This is a genomic window from Aquimarina discodermiae (genome assembly GCF_040786235.1).
In the GTDB taxonomy this organism is placed as follows: Bacteria; Bacteroidota; Bacteroidia; order Flavobacteriales; family Flavobacteriaceae; genus Aquimarina.
This window is the reverse complement of the sequence record NZ_JBFMKP010000043.1, coordinates 21,029-40,867: the sequence shown is the minus strand read 5'-3', so window position 1 is coordinate 40,867 and position 19,839 is coordinate 21,029. Positions and strand designations below refer to the sequence as shown.

The following is a 19,839-nucleotide window of genomic DNA, read 5'->3' as shown; positions in this document are numbered from 1 at the left end:
GGATTGCGTGTGCCTTTTTAAAACACATCTTTTAATCCTAAAATTGAAAAAAATCAACAAAAACCATAATGGATGAAAAAGAAAATCGCCTAAAAATAACTTTTTAGACGACCTCGTTTTTATATTTGACACTAAGGTCATAATAAATATCAAAAAATGAAACTACCATTTTGTAGGTTAGCAAAATGAGTAGAAAATATAAGTTTTATAACAAAGAAGGGGTTTATTTTATAAGCTTTGCTACAGTATATTGGATTGATGTATTTACAAGAGAAAATTACTTATCTACATTAGCACAAAGTATTGATCATTGCAGAAAACATAAAGGTATGGAAGTATATGCCTATTGTTTTATGCCTAGCCATGTGCATTTGGTGTTTCGTTCTACAAATAATGATCCTTCTGGATTGATTCGAGATTTTAAGGGATATACTTCTAAAAAAATCATAAAGGCTATAGAAGATAACCCTAGGGAAAGTAGAAAAGAATGGTTATTATGGATGATGGAAAAAGCAGGAAAAAAGAATAGTAATATTACCAAAAGACAATTTTGGCAACAACATAACAAGCCCATAGAATTATGGACAGATAAGGTAATTAAACAAAAGATAGATTATATTCATAATAATCCTGTAGTAACCGGTTTTGTAACAAATCCTGTAGATTGGAAATATAGTAGTGCCAGAAATTATCAAAATGACCATACAGTAATAGAAATAGATAGTGATGGTTTTTTACTAGGGTTGGTTTAAATTAAAAACTGATAATTTGCGGCACGAGCGAGACGCTCGCGCTAGCGAAGGGAATGTTGTATCAAGAATAAATCGATTTAGAGAACAATTGGGATTGGCAACAAGAGAAAGATATTTTGAAGAGTATGACAATAAAGTAAATCCTACTTTATTATTCAAAAAAGATGGTAATGAATATATAATCCAAAGTAGAAATATCAAACCTAAAAAATAGGAATAATGAGATTGAGAACTAATATTTATGCATTCTGCATTATTGTAGTATTTTCCTGCAATAGTGGTTTTGATAAAAAAGATGAGAAGAGAATTTTTTTAGAAATTTTAAATAGTAAAATTATAAGTGAATATCCTGAAAAACTAGATAGTGGTTATATTGTTTATCCATATTATACAGATTTTAATTTTAGTGATTTTTTATCAAAAAAAACGCTCAACCACCCTTCAAGAAAGGAGATTGAAAAAAAGGTTTTTTCAAAGCTGGATATTGATGAGAATCAATTTGCTAAAATCAGAAATGAAATCAACTTGAAGTGTAAAGGAGTTCATTCTGATCTATTAGGTAATTTATCAATTAGGGATAAAAGTCATATGGTAGTTACATTTTCTGGATTTAATGACAACTTAGTTTTTATAAACCTCTATCTATATCATAATGCAATTTCAAAAGAAACTCTTCTAAAAGATTTTGATTTTAGTAACAACTTAGCTTCAGTAGATTCATTTGTTGCTTTTTTAGATTCAGAAGAAAAACTTATTCAAGAAGTTGTGTATCACGATGGGCGTGATATTGAGTTCCGATTATAAGATAAAATAGTAAAAAATCAAACCACTCCAGCTCTGCGAAGTTTACAACTTCGTAGCGGTATGAGTAAGCAATAAAAGATAAGCCCACAGCAGTAATGTTGTGGGTTTTTCCAAAAAAATTACATACTACAAAATAAAACATCCCATAAGCTAGGGTTGGTTTAAGTTAAAAGCAAATGTATTCTGGCACGAGCGAGGGATAATATTCATTGGTTAAGTATTAAAAAATATTGTATATTATAAACTATCTTTGTCATGAATGTAAAAATGAATGTTATGGACTTAAAGAGTGCTTTAAGTAAATACGTTACGGTGTCTCCTGATATTTTAGGGGGAACCCCTGTGTTTAAAAATACCAGGGTTCCTATCAAAATACTGTTTGATTATTTACAGGGAGGAGAAAATATCCAAGAATTTTTGGAGAACTATCCTACTGTAAAGAAATCGTTTGCTCAAAAAGTACTGGAGTTGTTAGCCGTTTACGTAATCGAAATCGAAACAGATAATGGAGCTGCTGCTTGATGAAAATTTACCTAGAAAACTGAAATATCGTTTTAATGAAAAATATGAAGTATTAACAGTTCCTGAAATGGGTTGGAGTGGTATTAAAAATGGAGATTTACTACAACGTATGGAATCTAAGAACCTAAAGGTATTGTTGAGTATTGATAAAAACATGAGTCATCAACAAAACTTAGAAAAATACCATGTTAGCTTACTAGTTTTTAACTCAAAAGATGTTCGTTATACTTCATTGGTTGAATTTATCCCTAGAATAGAAAAAGTATTAGAAGAAAAGTTAAAACCGGGGCTTATTATAGTTGACTAAATAACCAAGTGACTCCACAACATAAATCAAAAATACAATCGAAATACCATATTGGGCATGATACCCAAAGATTCTTGTTGTAGTCGATCTAATTGGATTTCTCCTGTTGCTGTATCGTCTAGTCGATACCCAATAGATAAGGGTACTTGTCTATTATATATATTTAGTATCGAAGCACCCAATTGCCCTCTCCAATTTCCTTTTTGGTTGATTTTAAAACGGTAAATAGCAGAAACATCTAATCGATGGTATGCCGGTAATCGTTTGGCATTGGTGGCACCAAACTCGATAGTGTCATCGACAAGGTCTGCATCTGTAAATGGAGCCCCAGATCGCCATAACCAACCTAATGAAAACTCCCAATGCTCATTTTCATAGGTATTCGAAATTCGAAAATTATGTCGAATATCGTTGTTACCAGAAAAAGACGTTTCCTGTATTTCTGTAAAGGTATAATCAATATCATTAAAGGTATATCCCATCCAGGATCTAAAATTTTTAAACTTTTTTTTCAGTAAGATATCTACTCCAAAAATAGAGCTTTTACCGGTAGACAATTCATCCTCTGTGGTATTAAAACCATTGGTAAGCGAGGTTAGACCCGTGATATTTTTATAATACGTATCGATCTCAAAATTCCATCCTCGCTCAGAAAACAAGAACCCACCAGAAAACTGTGTGCTTTTTAATACAGGTACCTCATCATCACTATGCAACCAAATCTTATTTTCTAAACGTAGCTGGGTATCCTCAAATTCTATTAACTGGCTTATGGGTTGGTACCGCTGTTCTCCTGTTGCTTTTATTCGTAATTGTCGGGTTAAAGGATACTCTACATTTGCTCTGGGCTCTATAAAAAATTTATCTACTACAGAGTAGTGTGATACACGCGCGCCAAGATTTACAAACCCTTTGTTTACGGGTAAAAATTTATAGTTTGCGTATAATGTATTAACGTTATTATCAACTTTATTCGATTCGTTTATGGTAGTTTCGAACTCACTCTCTCGGGTAACGGCATAAAAAACTTCATTATTCGAAAACTGATACCCCATTTGCACTACATTTTTTGAATCTAGTGTATACGCAAGCTCAAGATCCAGACCTCTATCTTTTACGACATTTTTTCTAACAGACTGCTCTTCTATCACCGTTTCTTGTTTTTCGGTAAATAGATAATCAGAGTCAAATTTTGAGTAATATCCTTTTATGCTATGAGTAAGATGTTTTAATTTGGTTCCTTCCCAGGAGAAACTAACTCCTTTGTTTTGTACATTCAGTTCATCTGTGATCAAATCTTCTTCATCACTTATCTCAAAAACCAGATCGTTACGGGTATAAATACCACTTGCTAGAATTTTATCTGTTTCAGAAACATCGATAATCAGTTTTGCGCTTAGATCATAAAAGAAAAAATTGTTATTTGTTATTCGTTCTAGCAATTCCTCTTCTTCCTCTTCATCTTCTTCCTCTTCATCTATTGGTATAGTGTTAACTTGATTAGCGGTTTCTACGATTTTTGTATTCTGAAATACTTTTTCAGAAAGTGCGTTAAAGGTTGGTGTTTCGATATAATCGGTATAGGATCGTCTTGCTGAAACGACGAACCCCGTGGTATTAGTAACTGGGATTTTGAGAAACGCATCTGCGTGAGTACCATTTACGCCTACTCCTCCTTCAAATGTTTTAGGCACCTCTTTATCGCTTGATATATCGATAATCCCTGATACACGATCTCCATATTTGGGGTCTGCTCCTCCTTTAAAAACTTTTGCACTTTTTATTACGTTTGGATTAAAGGCAGAGATCATCCCAAAAAAATGACCTGTATTGTACATTTTTATTTGGTCCCAAAGAATCAGGTTTTGATCTGGAGACCCGCCTCTAATTTCGATCCCGGCAGCCGATTCATCCAGACTATTGATCCCAGGAATCAATTGTATACTTTGTAAAACATCGGCTTCGGTTTGTCCCGGAAGAATCCCGAGTTCTTTATTAGATATCCCAATAGATCCATCTATATTTTTGTCGATTCCGGTGGTAATATATTCTGTAATAAGCACCTCGTCGAGAGATGTAGTACTAAGAAGTAAAGGAATTCTAGGGCAATCAGAATTTTTAAAAAAAGAACCAGACACTTTTTTATCATGATACCCAACAAAACGTATTGTGATGAAAGAATTTTCTTCGACAATACCTAACTGAAAAAAACCATCATCATTAGCAATGGTTCCTGTTTGATCACTTTCTACTAATACCGACGCATAAGAAAGTGGTGCATTGGTGATTTGATCGTATAAATACCCACAGACTTCTACTTTGGTACTGGGAATACTAACAATAACCTGTCGGTCAGATATTTTCTTGAATGTAAGGTTTGTTAATTTTCCTAAAGTAACCAATACCTCATCTAATGGTGTATTTTGAATTACTAATGAAATGACTTTGTTTTTTACCGTATCATCACTAAAAGAAAAAATAAGGTCATATGATTGTGCAAGTTCATCAAGAACCTGTTGCAATGAAGTATTCTTATAATTTTTGGACACCTGTCCTTGAACTGTAGATAGACAAAAAAATATCAACAATAAAAAATACCTCATAGTGGTTGTAACATATTTATTCATAACCTAGACCTGATAGGTTATTAGAAAACAAGACTCAATTAGAACTGACAAGTAATACCATTTACACTTTAAATCTACCGGAATAAAATGTTCTTTTTTTACCTCAGTTTCATAATAAAAATAAACCGTAGCGCTGCTATGCTTGATTTTTCTTCTTCACTGAAACAAAAAAATCTTAATTTTCTTTTCCAGTAAATTCAAAATATAAATGGTATAACTCATTTGTAACAGAAATGGTTTCTTATTGGGATGTAGAAAGTATAACTACTTTTCCATTAATAACATATTCTATCCCCATAGGAACCAAAACAGCTTCTAAAGCAATTTGTAAATCATCATAATTAAACCCACCTGTATAAAGCATTTCCTGATCAATAGTTGAACGCCTAAAAGTGATTTTATATTGTCGTTCTAATTCGTCTAATACGTTTCTAAGTGGTGCGCTATTAAACAAACTTTCTCGATTTTTCCAGAGGGGTTCTGTACCCGTAATCGTTTCTTTTACAAGGTTGTTATTTTTTAAAGATACACCTTCTCCTCTTTCTAGTACTTCTTGTTGTTGGGTATGGGTAGCTACTTGTACTTTACCCTCATAACATCCTACTGTAAATTCGTTTGTCCTGCTTTTTACATTAAATTGAGTTCCTAGTACAGCTACTTCTCCATAGGTGGTCACCACCGTAAATTTTTTGCCAGGGTTTACCTTAAAATATGCCTCTCCATCTAGGGTTATTTCCTTATTACTAGTCCAAAAAAAGCGATTATGACTTAGGCTAGAAGCTGCATTAAGCTCTACAGAGCTTTCATCGGGTAATTGGATTACCAAGCGCTCTCCCGGTTGTGCGGTATACGTTACTTTACTAAAGAAGACACCTATAAGTAATGCAATAGAGGCTGCCGCAGAAAGGGTATATATAATAGGTCGTAACCTAATTACTTTTTTCCTTTTGGGTTCAAAAATTTTTCCTAAGGTAGTTGCCAATGAGGATTGCACCTCAAAAGACGGAGGAGTGAAATACTCTAATCCTTCTACAATCTTTTTGTAATCCTCATACTCTGGAAGTTCCTTTAGCGCTTCCAACTCTTTGGGATCGAGGTCGTCATTTAACCACTTAGCCAAATATGGATTTTCTTTTTCGTTCAACATATTTTCTTCCTTATATCAGGATTATAACAGGTGAGTTTCAAAATTCCCTACCTTCTTATATATTTTTTACTAGTTTTCTAAGTTGCTTAAGTGCATTGTGCATTCTTTTTTCTACCGCCTTAACAGAAATACCCAGCATTTCGGCAATTTCATTATAAGTTTTTTTATCGATTCGGTTTAACAAAAAAACCTCTCGTTGTGCCTCAGAAAGTTCGGCAATGGCTGCTTGTAGTTTATCCATAAACTCTTTTTCTTCCATTATAAAATCGGGAGATTCTATATTACTATTGCGATGAGGTAGCTTGGTGTATTCTAACCGAACTTTTTTACGAGCTACCTGATTTAAGAACAAATTATTAGCCACAGTACACAAAAATCCTTTTGACTTTTCAAAAATTACTTTTTTACAGTTGTCCCATAATTTTATAAAAGCTTCCTGCATCACATCCTCTGCCTGTTGTTTATCGCCACATTTATAATAAATAAAATTTCTAACAGATTCTGCATGGGACTCAAACAATTTGGTAAAGACAATTTGATCACATACAGATTTTGAGGATTGCTCCATAATTTTTTTTTGCTTCGAGGTAGGGTGAAATGGTTTCCACCTGTTATAATCCAAAAATAGCTGATTATGACTTTGAAAACAAATCTAAAAACTGCATTATTCTTATTAACAATTCTTGCAATAATCTCGATCGGGTTTAAAATTCCTCCGGTATTTAAGAACTATGATAATTTTAATTCTGCTCAGGTTTATCAAGTTAACTATCGGTTTTTTTTCAAATCAACAGATACTACAAATATCTCATTAAAAACCTATGTTCCTAAAAGTAACAGCAGACAAAGAATTTCTAAAGAGCAGATCATAAATGACAACGATTTATCTTTTCTAAAAAGAGTAGAACAAAAAGAAAATACAAGAGCTATCTGGAGTATCAAAGATAAAAATGCTTATCATTCTATTAATTACGCATTTACTTTTGAAGGAAAAGAAAAATGGTTTGTTGTCCCCAAAACCTTTAGCAAACCAACTCATGTTTCTAAAGAGTATTTAAGTCCTACAGCTAATATTCAATCTGATAACACACTGGTCGACAATCTTGCAAAAGAACTTGTAAAAGGCGCAAAAAACGACAAAGAGGTTATCCAAAATATATATGACTATATCTATGCAATCCCATCGGCTCCTATCATTACACTTACCGATGCGGTAACTACTATTCTTCAGAAAAAAGCTTCTTGTAATGGTAAAAGTAGACTATTCGTAGCCTTATGCCGAAACCTGGGATATCCTGCCAGAATAAAAGGAGGTATTATTTTAGAAACAATTACTAAGAGAACATCACATGCCTGGGTAGAGCTATTGATCAATGATACATGGGTCCCCTTTGATGGGCTTAACAACCACTTTGCATACCTACCTGCCAATTATTTGGAAATTTACCAGGGAGATCAATACCTGATAACACATACGGCAGGTATTCAGTTTGATTATATCTATGAGATGAACAAACTACATCATGTATCTTTTCTAAAAATGAGCTCTCAAGAACTTCATAACTTACCTGGGTTTTCTCTTTGGAATCTGGTTGATAAAGACATTATATCGCTTTCATCATTATATCTATTATTATTGCTACCCATTGGCGGACTATTAGTTGCTTTACTAAGAAATATTATTGGTTTAAAAACCTTTGGCGTATTTCTGCCTGTACTTATCGCTTTTTCTTTATCGCATACAGGTTTTGTATCGGGAATGGTAATATTTGTATCCCTTATCATACTTATAGGGCTTATATCTTATCCCTTTGATAAAATGGGATTACTATATACTCCTAAGCTCGTCATCTCATTAACAATTATGGTATGTGTAATATTGATTGCTACCCATTTAGGAATTCAAAACAATATTCAATGGCTTACCAAACTAACTTTTTTCCCTATCATCATTCTTACCATATCGGCAGAGCGCTTTTCTCGTGCAACGGTAGAAGATGGATATCTAAGAGCGATCGATAAATTGTTTCAAACTCTTATCGCTACCACTATTTCTTACCTGATACTATCCTGGTCGTGGCTGCCTTCTATTTTGATTCTGTTTCCAGAACTTATCTTATTGGTCATCGTATTTGCAGCTTTCTTAGGGCGATATATTGGTATACGATGGGTAGAACTTTTTAGGTTCAAACCTTTATTGCTCTCTGAGCGTAATATCTAGCCTCTGCCAAAAACAAATAAATAATCTTAAAAATCATAGTTCTATGTTTTCTATACTATTTACTAAAAAACCAAATACCTATTCTAAGGTGATTGGGCTAAACGAAAGAAATATTAATCTGATTTATCCTAATAATCCAAAAAAACACTATGCCCTTGCAGACGATAAAGTATTGACCAAAGAGGTGTTACATCAAAACAATATTGCCTGTGCAAAAACATATGCTGTGATCGAATACAACAGTGACATAAAAAAAGCATGGGAGCTATGCAAGCAGCACCCTGCAATGGCCATAAAACCAGCCAACGGATGTGGTGGCGGAGGTATCAAAATTCTTAAAAAAAATGCACATGGTAATTGGGAATCCAGCGGAAAACCAATCTCTGAAAGAGAAATATTTCAGCATATGGCATCGATCATTATGGGATTTTTCTCTTTGGGTTCTCATGATCGGGTTCTTGTAGAAGAGTGTATAGAACCTCATCCTTTCTTTCATGAAATATACCCAGTGGGAGTTCCTGATTTTAGAATCATCACTTTACATGATAGGCCTTTGATGGGCATGCTACGAATGCCTACTAATAAATCTGACGGTAAGGCCAATCTTCATCAAAATGGCGTAGGCATCGGCGTAGATATGAAAGAAGGAAGGTTATTAGAAGTTTATGACGGGAGACGATACATGAATCATCATCCTGATAGCGATTTTTTGGTGTATGGTGCCCCCATACCCTATTGGAAAAAGATTCTCGAAATATCGGTGGCTACCGCAAAGGCTTTTCCGCTCAATTATCTGGGAATTGATATTGTCATCGATGCCAATAAGGGGCCGCAAATTATGGAAATAAATGTACGACCAGGCCTGGGAATACAACTGGTAAACAAAATGGGGTTAAAAGAAGTAATAGCACAAGCTATATAACAAAATTTAAAAAAGAAAAAATTGTAATGAGAATAACAACTTTAATATGGATCGCACTATTAGTGTGTACAATCAGTTTTTCGCAAAGTAAAAATACGTTTACTATAGAAACGCAAGGAGGGTACGAGTACAATTACTTTAAAAGTCCTAACGAAATACGAGTGAATGATACTATACTGACCAAAGAAGACCTAATATCCAGTAGTTTTTATCAGGATGCTGCCATTACCTATAGATTTCGGTATAAAAAAGGAAAAAGCAAACTGAAACTATTTGTAAATCCTTTTTATAGGGTATTTTATGAAAATATAGACGATAGCTACTGGAGTCTAAATGCCAGAGTTCGATATGAATACCGGTTTACTAAAAAAGTGACCTTTTTGTCTGAAGCTAGATTTAAAAGAATGAATAGAGAAGGTTTGGGCGGAGATCAAGATGTATTGATTAATCCTTTGGGGTATACCAATTACGGAGCAACAACAGGAATTGAGTTGGTACCTTTTAAAAAACACGAAATTTCGATAGAAGGATTCTACAATTTTAAAGACTTTGATGCATTTGGAGTTAGGGATTTACAGTTTGATGAATTTGGAGCGCAACTATCCAGCGTACAATCTTTTGAAATAAGCAGACTTAAACATAAAGTAGGCATCAGTTTTTTAGCTAAAAAACGACTGTACGATACTTTTAATGCCAGTGATACTTTTACTGAAGGAGAACGAGACTGGGATTATTTAAAAGGAAATTTATTTTATGAACTACCCATAAGTGAGCAATTCAAAATAAGACCAAAGTTTACCTACTACGCCAGAATAGATAACTCTACCAATCGTTCTGGGTTTGACCAAATGGCTCCGGAAATTGGACTATTCTATAAAAACAAAACCACCAAAATAAGCAGCTCATTCGCTTTTGTAACCAGAAATTACAAAGAGATTGAAGCAAGAGATACAGAAGCCCGTATCGGAGAAAAGCTTAGATATCAATACACCAATTTTACATTAAACGCTTCGCATCGAATTAGTGATGGGTTATTTATAACCGCAACACTCTATTCGAGAGTTCGAAATACTAACTATACAGACATAGATGCTCGTTCTTTTAGAAATTATAGAAATCAATATGCCGGAATAGGCATACTATGGAAACTTTAAGATTACCCCCCATGTTGATTTTAGTTATTTGTGACTAAAAGAAGCCGTATAAAACATGTTTTATACGGCTTTACTTTAACCTCCTTATGCAATAGAAAATTAAAAGTATACTAGTTCATATAAGAACTGGTATTATAAGTCAAACTTGATCCCTTGTGCCAATGGCAATTCGGTAGTATAGTTAATCGTATTGGTCTGTCTTCTCATATACACTTTCCAGGCATCAGATCCAGACTCACGACCTCCTCCTGTTTCTTTTTCTCCTCCAAAAGCACCACCAATTTCTGCTCCAGAAGTACCAATATTTACATTAGCAATACCACAGTCTGATCCGGCATGCGAAAGAAATCTTTCTGCTTCTCTTAGGTTATTGGTCATAATAGCCGATGACAATCCTTGCGCTACACCGTTTTGGATTTGAATGGCATTCTCTATCTCTCCTTTATATTTTAATAAGTATAAAACCGGTGCAAAGGTTTCGTGTTGTACAATATCAAACGTATTATCTGCTTCTGCAATAGCCGGTTTTACATAACAACCACTTTCATAACCTTCGCCAGAGAGCACCCCTCCTTCTACCACAATGGTACCTCCTTCTTTCACTACACTTTCTAGGGCATTTTGATATCCTTTTACTGCATCTTTATCAATCAAAGGCCCTACATGGTTGTTTTCATCTAGTGGATTACCAATTCTTAACTGGCCATATGCATCTACTACTGCATTTTTTACTTTATCATAGATTGATTCATGAATAATCAATCGACGGGTCGATGTACAACGTTGTCCAGCTGTTCCTACGGCTCCAAACACAGCTCCTATTACGGTCATTTTGATATCAGCATCTGGGGTTACAATAATTGCATTGTTGCCTCCTAATTCTAAGAGTGATTTTCCTAAACGCTGTCCTACGGTAGATGCCACTATTTTTCCCATACGAGTAGAACCTGTAGCAGAAATTAATGGTATTCTTTTATCAGTAGTCATCATTTCACCTACCTTATAATCACCATTAATCAAACACGAAATTCCTTCTGGCAGGTTATTATTTTTTAATACTTTGGCAATTATATTTTGACAAGCTACCCCACAAAGAGGTGTTTTTTCGCTAGGTTTCCAAATACAAACATCTCCACAAATCCAAGCCAGGGCAGTATTCCAGGCCCATACAGCAACCGGAAAATTAAATGCAGAAATAATCCCCACAATCCCTAATGGATGGTATTGTTCATACATTCTATGCCCAGGACGTTCAGAATGCATCGTAAGCCCATGCAATTGTCTAGATAATCCTACTGCAAAATCACAGATGTCGATCATCTCTTGTACTTCTCCCAGCCCCTCTTGATAGGATTTCCCCATTTCGTAAGAAACTAGTTTACCTAGCGGTTCTTTTAAAACGCGTAATTCTTCTCCAAACTGCCTTACGATTTCTCCTCTCTGGGGAGCTGGCAACACTCTCCAGCTTTTAAAAGCTTCTACAGCTGTTTGTACCACTTTTTCATAATCTGATGTTGAAGTCGTCGCTACTGTACCAATTAATGCTCCATCAACTGGTGAATATGATGAGATTGCATTTTCAGACGAGAACCAATCTGTTCCCGTTGACGTTCCTTTATTATTTTCAGAAACACCTAATTGTTGCAATGCTTCCTGGATTCCGAAATCTACTATTGCTGTTGCCATACGATACTATTGCTTTTTGAAAGGAGTAAAGATACTTCCTTTTAGAAATAAATTAAATTTTGATTGCATTTTGAGTCAATTTTAAATAATTTTCAATCATAACATATTACAAACAATCAATATTTACAATAAATTATGAATTCATAATCAAATTGACTTTCAATTTATTGGTATTATACAACAACTCAATTCCATTTTTATGGATAACAGTTGTCTTTTATAAAAATACGGAATTGGGCCTAAAACTGTATAAAAAAAGTGCTTTTAGATTAAAAAAGCACTTTATCAAAGTTTCTACTATAAAAAGTAATGCACTTAATTAGAGGTTTTATCTTTTTACCCAATCAAACCCCAAATGTTATCCTCATATATAATTAGAAGTTAAAAGTGCTTATTTTCTTGAAATTTTCAATATCCTCATTATTCAATTCGTATTGTTCTATACTATACGCTGAAATAATAAAGGCATGATTATCCCTAATAATAATGTCTATAGCATTTTTGGTAGGGATCTCTTTTATAAACTTTGAATCATTTGGATCAGAAACATCAAATATTTTGACAGTGTCATCGCAAACCAAAAGATAATTGGTACCAAATAAACTTAGTCCTTTTGGCTCTTTTAGATTTCTTGTGTTTAATAAAACTGGTGCTTCAACATCCTCTATGTTATAGGTTCTAAGCTCATTTACTAACCCATCACAAAACGAATTAGTATGCAAAGTTACATAGGCATTGGTATCATTTGCCACTACGGGATCACAAGACCTAAAATGATCAGATCGAGACATTAGTTTTGGTAATTCTGCATTGGTGATATCATAAATAAACATAGCATCACTCGAACCGATAAACAAAAAGTCCTGGTAATTAAATAATGTTTCGATATTAAAACCTACGTTAATTGAATTTACCTCAACTGGGTTTTTAACCTCTTTTATATTAAAAACAGTGAGGTCAAATGAATCGACGGTATATAAATAATCATTCTTTAGTATAAATGTTGCCAAAGAACCTCCTTGCCCATCTGAGGTAGACTCTGCAGCCGAACTATCACTATCTGTGCTACAACCAACAAACAAGCTTATAATAATAAAACTTATTAGTAGTAAAATATGTTTTGTATTCATTATACTATTGTTTTTATTTTTCTAACCAATTTACAACCACACTATCTTCATTTGCATGCTCTATATAGCCGTCTGGAGAAGCTACTTTAGGAAATACGTTTTCAACCCGTTTAACAATCTCGAAACTAAAATCATGTAGGTCAAAAGTAAGTACTACCAAATCTGTTGCTTGATTGATATAAAAAGTACTATTTCTAATAGCAATATCGGTGCAGCCTGGTACTTTTAAAAAGCTCTTTTTTATAGGATTTACAGGATCTGAATTATCAAAAATGTGAAAACCTCTTCGCTTGTCATTAATAAAAATATAATCCTCGACAACATAAATTTTTGCTGGTTCGACAGTGGCCTGTTTTTCTTGTAGAACAATAGAACTGTTCAATTCACTTCTTTTTAGTATTACAGCTTCATAAGGAGGTTCATAAGGAGGAAATGTGGTATCATCATCATTTGGATGATACCAACAACTCGATAAACATAAGCATAGTATTATGCAAAATAGTTTTTTCATAATTTGTTTGATTAAATAGTCTTACTTTTTCTAATAGATGCAGGATATCGCAAAGAGTTGCTTAATTATTTTTATTTAGTTTAAATAATCATTAAGTTGATCTGTGCTACCTATCAAAAAAGAAATCGCTCAAACAAGATTTCTCTTGTAGAGCGATTCCCAACTAAATAACCAACCAAAAAGTTAACTATCTTTAAGCTACCAACTAGCTATATTTTATTTTGTAAGCTTCATAAAATCAGCTTTTTTAATTCTATTTCTATCGTTTTGAGAGATCGATTTTTTAAACACAATATTACCTCTACCCGCAAATCGATATACAGTTTCTGACGATGGGTGAAATAATTCTATCGTACTGTCATTGATAACGGACAACTCGAAGAATTCATTGTCTAGATAACCGTAATCAAGTGTTAAAGTTTTCTTATCAAAAATGTTAAGAATATCTTTAATTTCGTAATGTCCTACATAATCATAGATAATATCGTCGAGAGATATCCCCACTTGATCCCTAGAACTCTCAAAATTATCTCCTGCTCCAAAGTATGCGAATTTCAAATAGTTCTCATTATCAAATTCATTTAGCACACCCATTTCACTGGTATATATTTTCTCCCAAACTTCATATTCCTGTAAGAAATAATGAATGTTATCATAAAAGACGGCATCATAGTCAAAGTTGTTGCGTTGATGACCAATTAAATAATAACTGGTTCCAGAAACAATGTCCCGTAGTTCTATTTCGTTATTAGAAAGCTGGTTAACTCTAAACGTATAGGTTCCATCAATATCATGGGTAATATCTACTTCTATTCTAAATGGATCATATTCTCCAACATCCAACCCAAAACCATTACCATTACTCCCCATACCTACAAGGTTATTATTAGCATAAAAAATTCCGTTCTTAAAAGAAATCGTGAATGCTTTTTGTAAAAAAGGAATTTCTACATTACCGTTTGTACGTTCGATATCAACATACCATATCTCATAAGAATTCAATAATGCATTTAGGCTAATTCCTGTATTCGAATTTACAAACGGTTGTGGTTCAATGTATACATCTTCTTCTACAACAACCTCTGCTACACAAGAAGTAAGTATAATAGATCCTAATAAAATAATCGAAAGTAATTTTAGCGTTTTCATAAGCTCTGTGTTTTCAATTTCAAAATATAACTTCCAAAAGACGTGCCAAAATCACAAGTAATTGATTGTTAGGTTTTTAATATGACTTCTATTTTCCTTATTTTTGACCCCAGAAAATATTTTATGGAAAATAGTCCAAAATTTGCAGTGCTAGGAGGTGGTAGTTGGGCAACTGCCATTGTAAAAATGCTTACCGAAAACCTTAATGAAGTTGGATGGTATATGCGAAGTACCTATGCCCTTGAACATCTTAAAAAGCAACAACACAATCCTAACTATCTAAGTTCTGTAGAATTTAGAATAGATCAGCTTAAACTTACCAATGATATAAATGAGGCTGTGGCCTATGCAGATTATCTGATTTTTGCGATTCCGTCGGCCTTTCTTCATAGTGAATTAGAAAAGTTAAAAACTTCTATCCAAGATAAAATTATATTTTCTGCTATTAAGGGTATTGTACCAGAAACAGGGCTTATTGTTGGAGAACATTTTCATGATGAATATACTATTCCTTTTGATAATATAGGGGTAATTACCGGGCCATGTCATGCAGAAGAAGTTGCTCTAGAACGATTATCTTATCTTACGATTGCATCACGAGACAAAGAGAAAGCCACTATTATGGCAAATCACCTAAGTAGCGAATATATCAAATGTAAAATAAGTGATGATATTATAGGTACCGAATATGCGGCAGTGCTTAAAAACATATACTCTTTGGCAGCAGGAATTGCTCATGGACTTGGGTATGGTGATAATTTTCAGAGTGTATTAATGAGTAATGCCATTAGAGAAATGAAGCGTTTTATTAAGAAAATACATAAAATGAAACGTAATATTAATAATTCTGCCTATTTAGGAGATTTATTAGTGACGGGGTATTCTACTTTTTCTCGTAACCGTATGTTTGGCAATATGATTGGTAAGGGGTATACGGTAAAAAGCGCTCAAATGGAAATGAATATGGTCGCAGAGGGATATTATGCTGCTAAAACAGCCTATGAACTGGATACTACCAAAAAGACACGAACCCCTATCATAGATGCCGTACATGCAGTTCTATACGAAGATAAAAATCCTAAAAAAGTATTTAAGAAACTGGCCGATAAACTCGATTAATTATTCTTATCTTCATCATCCTTATTTTAATGCGTAGATGTTATGGAGAAACTTATAGAAACCTTTTATACCGCATTTAATAATCGTGATGCAGATACAATGATAGCCTGTTATCATGAAGATATTATTTTTGAAGATCCTGCTTTTGGAAAACTACAAGGAGAGCATGCAAAAAGTATGTGGCGAATGCTATGCAAAAACGCAAAGAATCTTCAGATAGAATTTTCTGACATTAAGATACATAAGCACACTGGTAGTGCACATTGGGAAGCTTGGTATTTGTTTAGTAAAACTGGTAGAAGTGTTCATAATAAAATAGATGCACAATTCGTGTTTAAAGACGGTAAGATTATAAAACATACCGATAATTTTGATTTACATAAATGGGCATCGCAGGCCATGGGTTGGAAAGGAAAAATTTTGGGCGGCACTCGTTTTTTTAAGAAAAAACTACAGCAACAAACCCATCATATGTTACACAAATTTATGACCTCTTGATAACCTATCTTTAACACATGAATACATTACAAATCACACAACCACTCGTTTCTGTTCAATGGCTTGCAGAACACTTAGATCATCCTGATTTGGTAATTCTTGATGCTACGATCAAAAAAGTTACTACTTCAAATGATTCTAGCGTTTCGAATTTAAAAATTAGAGGAAGTCGTTTTTTTGATATTAAAAAAACATTTTCTGATCTGAATACTGACCTCCCTAATATGTTACCTTCTCCAGCATCTTTTTCTGAAGCTTGCAAACAATTAGGTATTGATACGCATCATACCGTTGTGGTATACGATAAGTTAGGCATTTATTCAAGTCCCAGAGTATGGTGGATGTTTAAAATTATGGGGCATAAAAACGTGGCAGTGTTAGATGGTGGGCTTCCTATATGGCAAAAGGAAAAACTACCTTGTCAACCCGAAAATAAAGAAGAAGAATTGTATCCCAGGGGTAACTTTGAAGCTAATTTTAACCCCAAACTAGTTAGTGATGCTAAAAACGTCTTAGCCGCTATAACTCTAAAAGATACCTTAATCCTAGATGCTCGTTCTTCTGGTAGATTTAACGCTACAGAACCAGAACCCAGAACAGATTTAAAAGGGGGCCATATACCAAATTCGAAGAACCTGCCTTATAAAACTCTCATAGAAAATACCCAAATGAAGTCTACTACAGAATTAAGTAAAATTCTAAAAGACTTTTCAATAGAAAATAAAAAACTGATCTTTACCTGTGGATCAGGAATCACGGCATGTATTCTTATGCTTGCAGCCGATTTATCTGGATATCAAAATATGTCTGTATACGACGGTTCCTGGAACGAATGGGGACAATTGGATCATGTACCCATCGAAAAATAAAAATGATATATAAACCTTTATTTATGCAAAAATTTTCAATTAGTATTTTTATTATATTCTTTTGCTCGTTTGGGGTAAACGCTCAGTCTCCAAAATTTAGCCTTCAAGACTTTTATTCCTATAATTCTGAATTAGAATATACGGTTGATTCTATTTACAATACATTATCTGATCGCCAAAAGGTGGCACAAATGATTATTACGTCTGGCGGTGAGATTGGGAAACCACATACAACAATAAAAAAATTAGTTACTCAAAATGCTGTTGGTGGGGTTGTATTTTTAAAAGGCAGTAAAAAACAACATACAGAAGATATTATAGCTCTTAACAAACTTTCTATTGCCAACAAAAGCTTGCCTTTGTTGTATAGCATGGATGCAGAACCCAGTCTATTTGCAAGTAGAATTAAAGGTGCTCGTGATGTGGGTAAAACAATAGATATCAAAACAGAACAAAGATCTGATGAGGTTGTTACTGCAATAAATCAAGAACTTAGAGAAATAGGCGTACATCATAATTATGCGCCTGTATTGGATATTAGTCCAAATAATGAGGCGATCAAATCCAGAAGTTATGGTAATACTAAAGAAACTGTAGTTCGATTGGCTAATCACTTTATAAAATGTACTCAGCAAGGGGGTATTATTGCTACTGCAAAACACTTTCCTGGCCATGGCCTTGTTAAAGGGGATACACATAAACAAAGTGTTTATATAGACGGCCCTATGCAAGAAGTTGACAATTATAAAAAAATAATTGAAGACGGTGTGCTTTCTATAATGGTGGCTCATATTACAATAAAAAATAACAAAGAATACGATACTAATGGGATACCTTCTAGTTGTTCAAGAAAAATTGTAACCAGTTTGTTAAAAGAAAAAATGGGTTTTAAAGGGGTTATTATTTCTGATGCGCTTAATATCATGAAAGCGGTTACAATTTTGGATAATGCTCCTCTCCTGGCCTCTAAAGCTGGTTGTGATCTGATCTTAATGCCACAAGATGAAGTAAAAACAATAAATACCATTCTTGCAGAAATGAAAACCAATGCTTCTTATAAAAGGCAAGTAATACAGTCTATAAAGAAAGTTTTACGATTAAAAGTGTGCTCGGGGGTGATTTGATTACTACTATTTCTTTATAATTTCTGGCATTTCATAATACAAAACTGCTTTTTCTTTAAGAGGGTTTGTGCTCCATTTTTCCCAATTATTGGTGTAAGGATCGTATCCGCATTTTAAAGGTTTTGAATACTCATCCTCTGGATTCTCAACATATGCTCTACAATCGGTACAGACATATCTAAATTCACAATTCTTGCATATTGTCACTTGATCTTTGGTAATGCTCCAATGATTCTTAAAGTTAGGATGTTCAAGTGCTTTTTTTAGTGAAGTATTCTCAATATTTCCATAACTTATTTCCATGGATGGACAATTTTTTATTTCTCCTTTACTGTCCACTGATATTTTTCTATTTAAACATGAATTAAACTTTTGAGATTCGGTAAAAGTTTTCAAATTTACACTGAAATAATCCATAGAAATTGCACCACAATGTTTTTCTGAGTTGATCTCTTGATCTGTATACATTAAAAGCCTTCCGTCATTGTTAATATCCGAAATCTCATTCTTGGATGCGCTATAAACACAGATTTGAGATACTCTAAGATATTCTTTAAATACATTAGAAACATTTACAATAGCTGTCCAATCTGAATGTGGCACATATATTTCGATAGAAGATAATATACTTTCTTCGTAGTTCAAAAAATCTAAAACTTCTATAATATATGACTTTTGAACCTCATCAAAAAAACGTAATTGTACACTTTTGCAATATAGCTCGTCTAACTGTTTAAGTACTTTAAAAATATCATAACTAGAAGTATGATCTCTATCTATAATAGCATTTGATATAGGGTAAGGATACTCCCACTTTAAATCGATATCAGAAAATTTTTCTGGAAAATCTGTATAAAAAATACAATTCTTCTCTTCTAGAAAGCTCAAATATTCATCGATAATAGCATCGTATTGATGATCATACGCTTTTTTAATCTCATTTGGTGATTTCCCAAAATGCTCAATAATCAAATCATATAAACTATCAGGTATATAATGTATGGTTTGTAATTGCATATCGCAAATTACTGCTCTAGAAACACCTTTTACAGGTATACAATTACTAAACAATTTTACTTTTTTATCCAAAATCTATCATTTTAGAAATTGGAGCATAATGTCTGGTTCCTCCCAACAGCTCGGTATTGTATTTCTTTATTTCAATACCGTTGAAGGTACTATCTTGAGAAGTAATAATACTTACATCTGACTTAAAAACAGTAAGCATTTGATGACTAATTGGTAGTTCTTTTAGGACTGCTGGTCTAAATTCTTTATAAAACTTATTGTTATCCAT

General features: G+C 33.5%; 21 protein-coding genes. 12 read left to right on the top strand and 9 right to left on the bottom strand.

Annotation, left to right across the window (positions count from 1 at the left end):
• The first annotated feature begins 185 nt into the window (after nt 1–185).
• The 5 genes from ABW636_RS20860 (at nt 186) to ABW636_RS20840 (ending at nt 2,385) form a co-directional block, all read left to right on the top strand.
• Nucleotides 186–752, top strand: coding sequence for an REP-associated tyrosine transposase (locus ABW636_RS20860; RefSeq protein WP_367592033.1), 567 nt, complete (start codon nt 186–188; stop codon nt 750–752).
• A gap of 16 nt (nt 753–768) precedes the next feature.
• Nucleotides 769–966, top strand: a complete 198-nt coding sequence (locus ABW636_RS20855) for a hypothetical protein (RefSeq protein ID WP_367592032.1) — start codon at nt 769–771, stop codon at nt 964–966.
• A gap of 5 nt (nt 967–971) precedes the next feature.
• Nucleotides 972–1,556 (top strand): hypothetical protein, encoded by a 585-nt coding sequence (locus ABW636_RS20850; RefSeq protein ID WP_367592031.1) that lies wholly within the window; start codon nt 972–974, stop codon nt 1,554–1,556.
• 255 nt (nt 1,557–1,811) lie between these two features.
• The gene (locus tag ABW636_RS20845; RefSeq protein WP_367592030.1) at nt 1,812–2,078 is read left to right on the top strand and encodes a DUF433 domain-containing protein; all 267 of its coding nucleotides are present in this window, start codon (nt 1,812–1,814) and stop codon (nt 2,076–2,078) included.
• A complete protein-coding gene (locus ABW636_RS20840) occupies nt 2,062–2,385 on the top strand; it encodes a DUF5615 family PIN-like protein (protein ID WP_367592029.1) in 324 nt (107 codons plus the stop codon). Before ABW636_RS20845 ends, ABW636_RS20840 begins: the two co-directional genes overlap by 17 nt.
• A 26-nt stretch (nt 2,386–2,411) precedes the next feature.
• On the opposite strand, the gene ABW636_RS20835 is transcribed toward ABW636_RS20840, so the two are convergent.
• From ABW636_RS20835 to ABW636_RS20825, 3 genes are all read right to left on the bottom strand, one after another.
• Complete coding sequence (locus ABW636_RS20835; protein WP_367592028.1) at nt 2,412–5,012, bottom strand: carboxypeptidase-like regulatory domain-containing protein; 2,601 nt, start codon at nt 5,010–5,012, stop codon at nt 2,412–2,414.
• Between the two features lie 241 nt (nt 5,013–5,253).
• Complete coding sequence (locus tag ABW636_RS20830; protein ID WP_367592027.1) at nt 5,254–6,159, bottom strand: FecR family protein; 906 nt, start codon at nt 6,157–6,159, stop codon at nt 5,254–5,256.
• A gap of 55 nt (nt 6,160–6,214) precedes the next feature.
• A complete protein-coding gene (locus tag ABW636_RS20825; protein WP_367592026.1) occupies nt 6,215–6,727 on the bottom strand; it encodes an RNA polymerase sigma factor in 513 nt (170 codons plus the stop codon).
• Nucleotides 6,728–6,793: 66 nt separating this feature from the next.
• Between ABW636_RS20825 and ABW636_RS20820 the strand changes: the two genes are divergently transcribed.
• Genes ABW636_RS20820 through ABW636_RS20810 form a run of 3 tightly spaced genes read left to right on the top strand, consistent with a single transcriptional unit; the run spans nt 6,794 to nt 10,456 of the window.
• A complete protein-coding gene (locus tag ABW636_RS20820; protein ID WP_367592025.1) occupies nt 6,794–8,380 on the top strand; it encodes a 7TM domain-containing protein in 1,587 nt (528 codons plus the stop codon).
• A gap of 43 nt (nt 8,381–8,423) precedes the next feature.
• Nucleotides 8,424–9,302, top strand: a complete 879-nt coding sequence (locus ABW636_RS20815; RefSeq protein WP_367592024.1) for a sugar-transfer associated ATP-grasp domain-containing protein — start codon at nt 8,424–8,426, stop codon at nt 9,300–9,302.
• 26 nt (nt 9,303–9,328) lie between these two features.
• The gene (locus tag ABW636_RS20810) at nt 9,329–10,456 is read left to right on the top strand and encodes a hypothetical protein (protein ID WP_367592023.1); all 1,128 of its coding nucleotides are present in this window, start codon (nt 9,329–9,331) and stop codon (nt 10,454–10,456) included.
• 132 nt (nt 10,457–10,588) lie between these two features.
• Here ABW636_RS20810 and amaB read toward each other — a convergent pair whose 3' ends face one another.
• From amaB to ABW636_RS20790, 4 genes are all read right to left on the bottom strand, one after another.
• Nucleotides 10,589–12,142 (bottom strand): L-piperidine-6-carboxylate dehydrogenase, encoded by a 1,554-nt coding sequence (gene amaB / locus ABW636_RS20805; protein WP_367592022.1) that lies wholly within the window; start codon nt 12,140–12,142, stop codon nt 10,589–10,591.
• Between the two features lie 374 nt (nt 12,143–12,516).
• Nucleotides 12,517–13,272: an LVIVD repeat-containing protein gene (locus ABW636_RS20800; protein ID WP_367592021.1), complete on the bottom strand. Its 756-nt coding sequence runs from the start codon at nt 13,270–13,272 to the stop codon at nt 12,517–12,519.
• A gap of 13 nt (nt 13,273–13,285) precedes the next feature.
• Nucleotides 13,286–13,783 (bottom strand): LVIVD repeat-containing protein, encoded by a 498-nt coding sequence (locus ABW636_RS20795; protein WP_367592020.1) that lies wholly within the window; start codon nt 13,781–13,783, stop codon nt 13,286–13,288.
• Between the two features lie 216 nt (nt 13,784–13,999).
• On the bottom strand, nt 14,000–14,932 hold the full coding sequence (locus ABW636_RS20790) for a nicotinic acid mononucleotide adenyltransferase (protein WP_367592019.1): 933 nt from the start codon (nt 14,930–14,932) through the stop codon (nt 14,000–14,002).
• 123 nt (nt 14,933–15,055) lie between these two features.
• Between ABW636_RS20790 and ABW636_RS20785 the strand changes: the two genes are divergently transcribed.
• From ABW636_RS20785 to ABW636_RS20770, 4 genes are read left to right on the top strand one after another with little or no spacing between them, the layout of a single operon-like run.
• The gene (locus ABW636_RS20785) at nt 15,056–16,051 is read left to right on the top strand and encodes an NAD(P)H-dependent glycerol-3-phosphate dehydrogenase (protein WP_367592018.1); all 996 of its coding nucleotides are present in this window, start codon (nt 15,056–15,058) and stop codon (nt 16,049–16,051) included.
• Nucleotides 16,052–16,093: 42 nt separating this feature from the next.
• On the top strand, nt 16,094–16,549 hold the full coding sequence (locus ABW636_RS20780; protein ID WP_367592017.1) for a nuclear transport factor 2 family protein: 456 nt from the start codon (nt 16,094–16,096) through the stop codon (nt 16,547–16,549).
• 17 nt (nt 16,550–16,566) lie between these two features.
• Nucleotides 16,567–17,418: a sulfurtransferase gene (locus tag ABW636_RS20775; RefSeq protein ID WP_367592016.1), complete on the top strand. Its 852-nt coding sequence runs from the start codon at nt 16,567–16,569 to the stop codon at nt 17,416–17,418.
• A 23-nt stretch (nt 17,419–17,441) separates the two neighbouring features.
• Nucleotides 17,442–18,542 (top strand): glycoside hydrolase family 3 N-terminal domain-containing protein, encoded by a 1,101-nt coding sequence (locus tag ABW636_RS20770; RefSeq protein WP_367592015.1) that lies wholly within the window; start codon nt 17,442–17,444, stop codon nt 18,540–18,542.
• A gap of 6 nt (nt 18,543–18,548) precedes the next feature.
• Here ABW636_RS20770 and gwsS read toward each other — a convergent pair whose 3' ends face one another.
• Nucleotides 18,549–19,631, bottom strand: coding sequence for a grasp-with-spasm system SPASM domain peptide maturase (gwsS, locus tag ABW636_RS20765; protein WP_367592014.1), 1,083 nt, complete (start codon nt 19,629–19,631; stop codon nt 18,549–18,551).
• Nucleotides 19,624–19,839, bottom strand: a complete 216-nt coding sequence (locus ABW636_RS20760; protein WP_367592013.1) for a hypothetical protein — start codon at nt 19,837–19,839, stop codon at nt 19,624–19,626. Before ABW636_RS20760 ends, gwsS begins: the two co-directional genes overlap by 8 nt.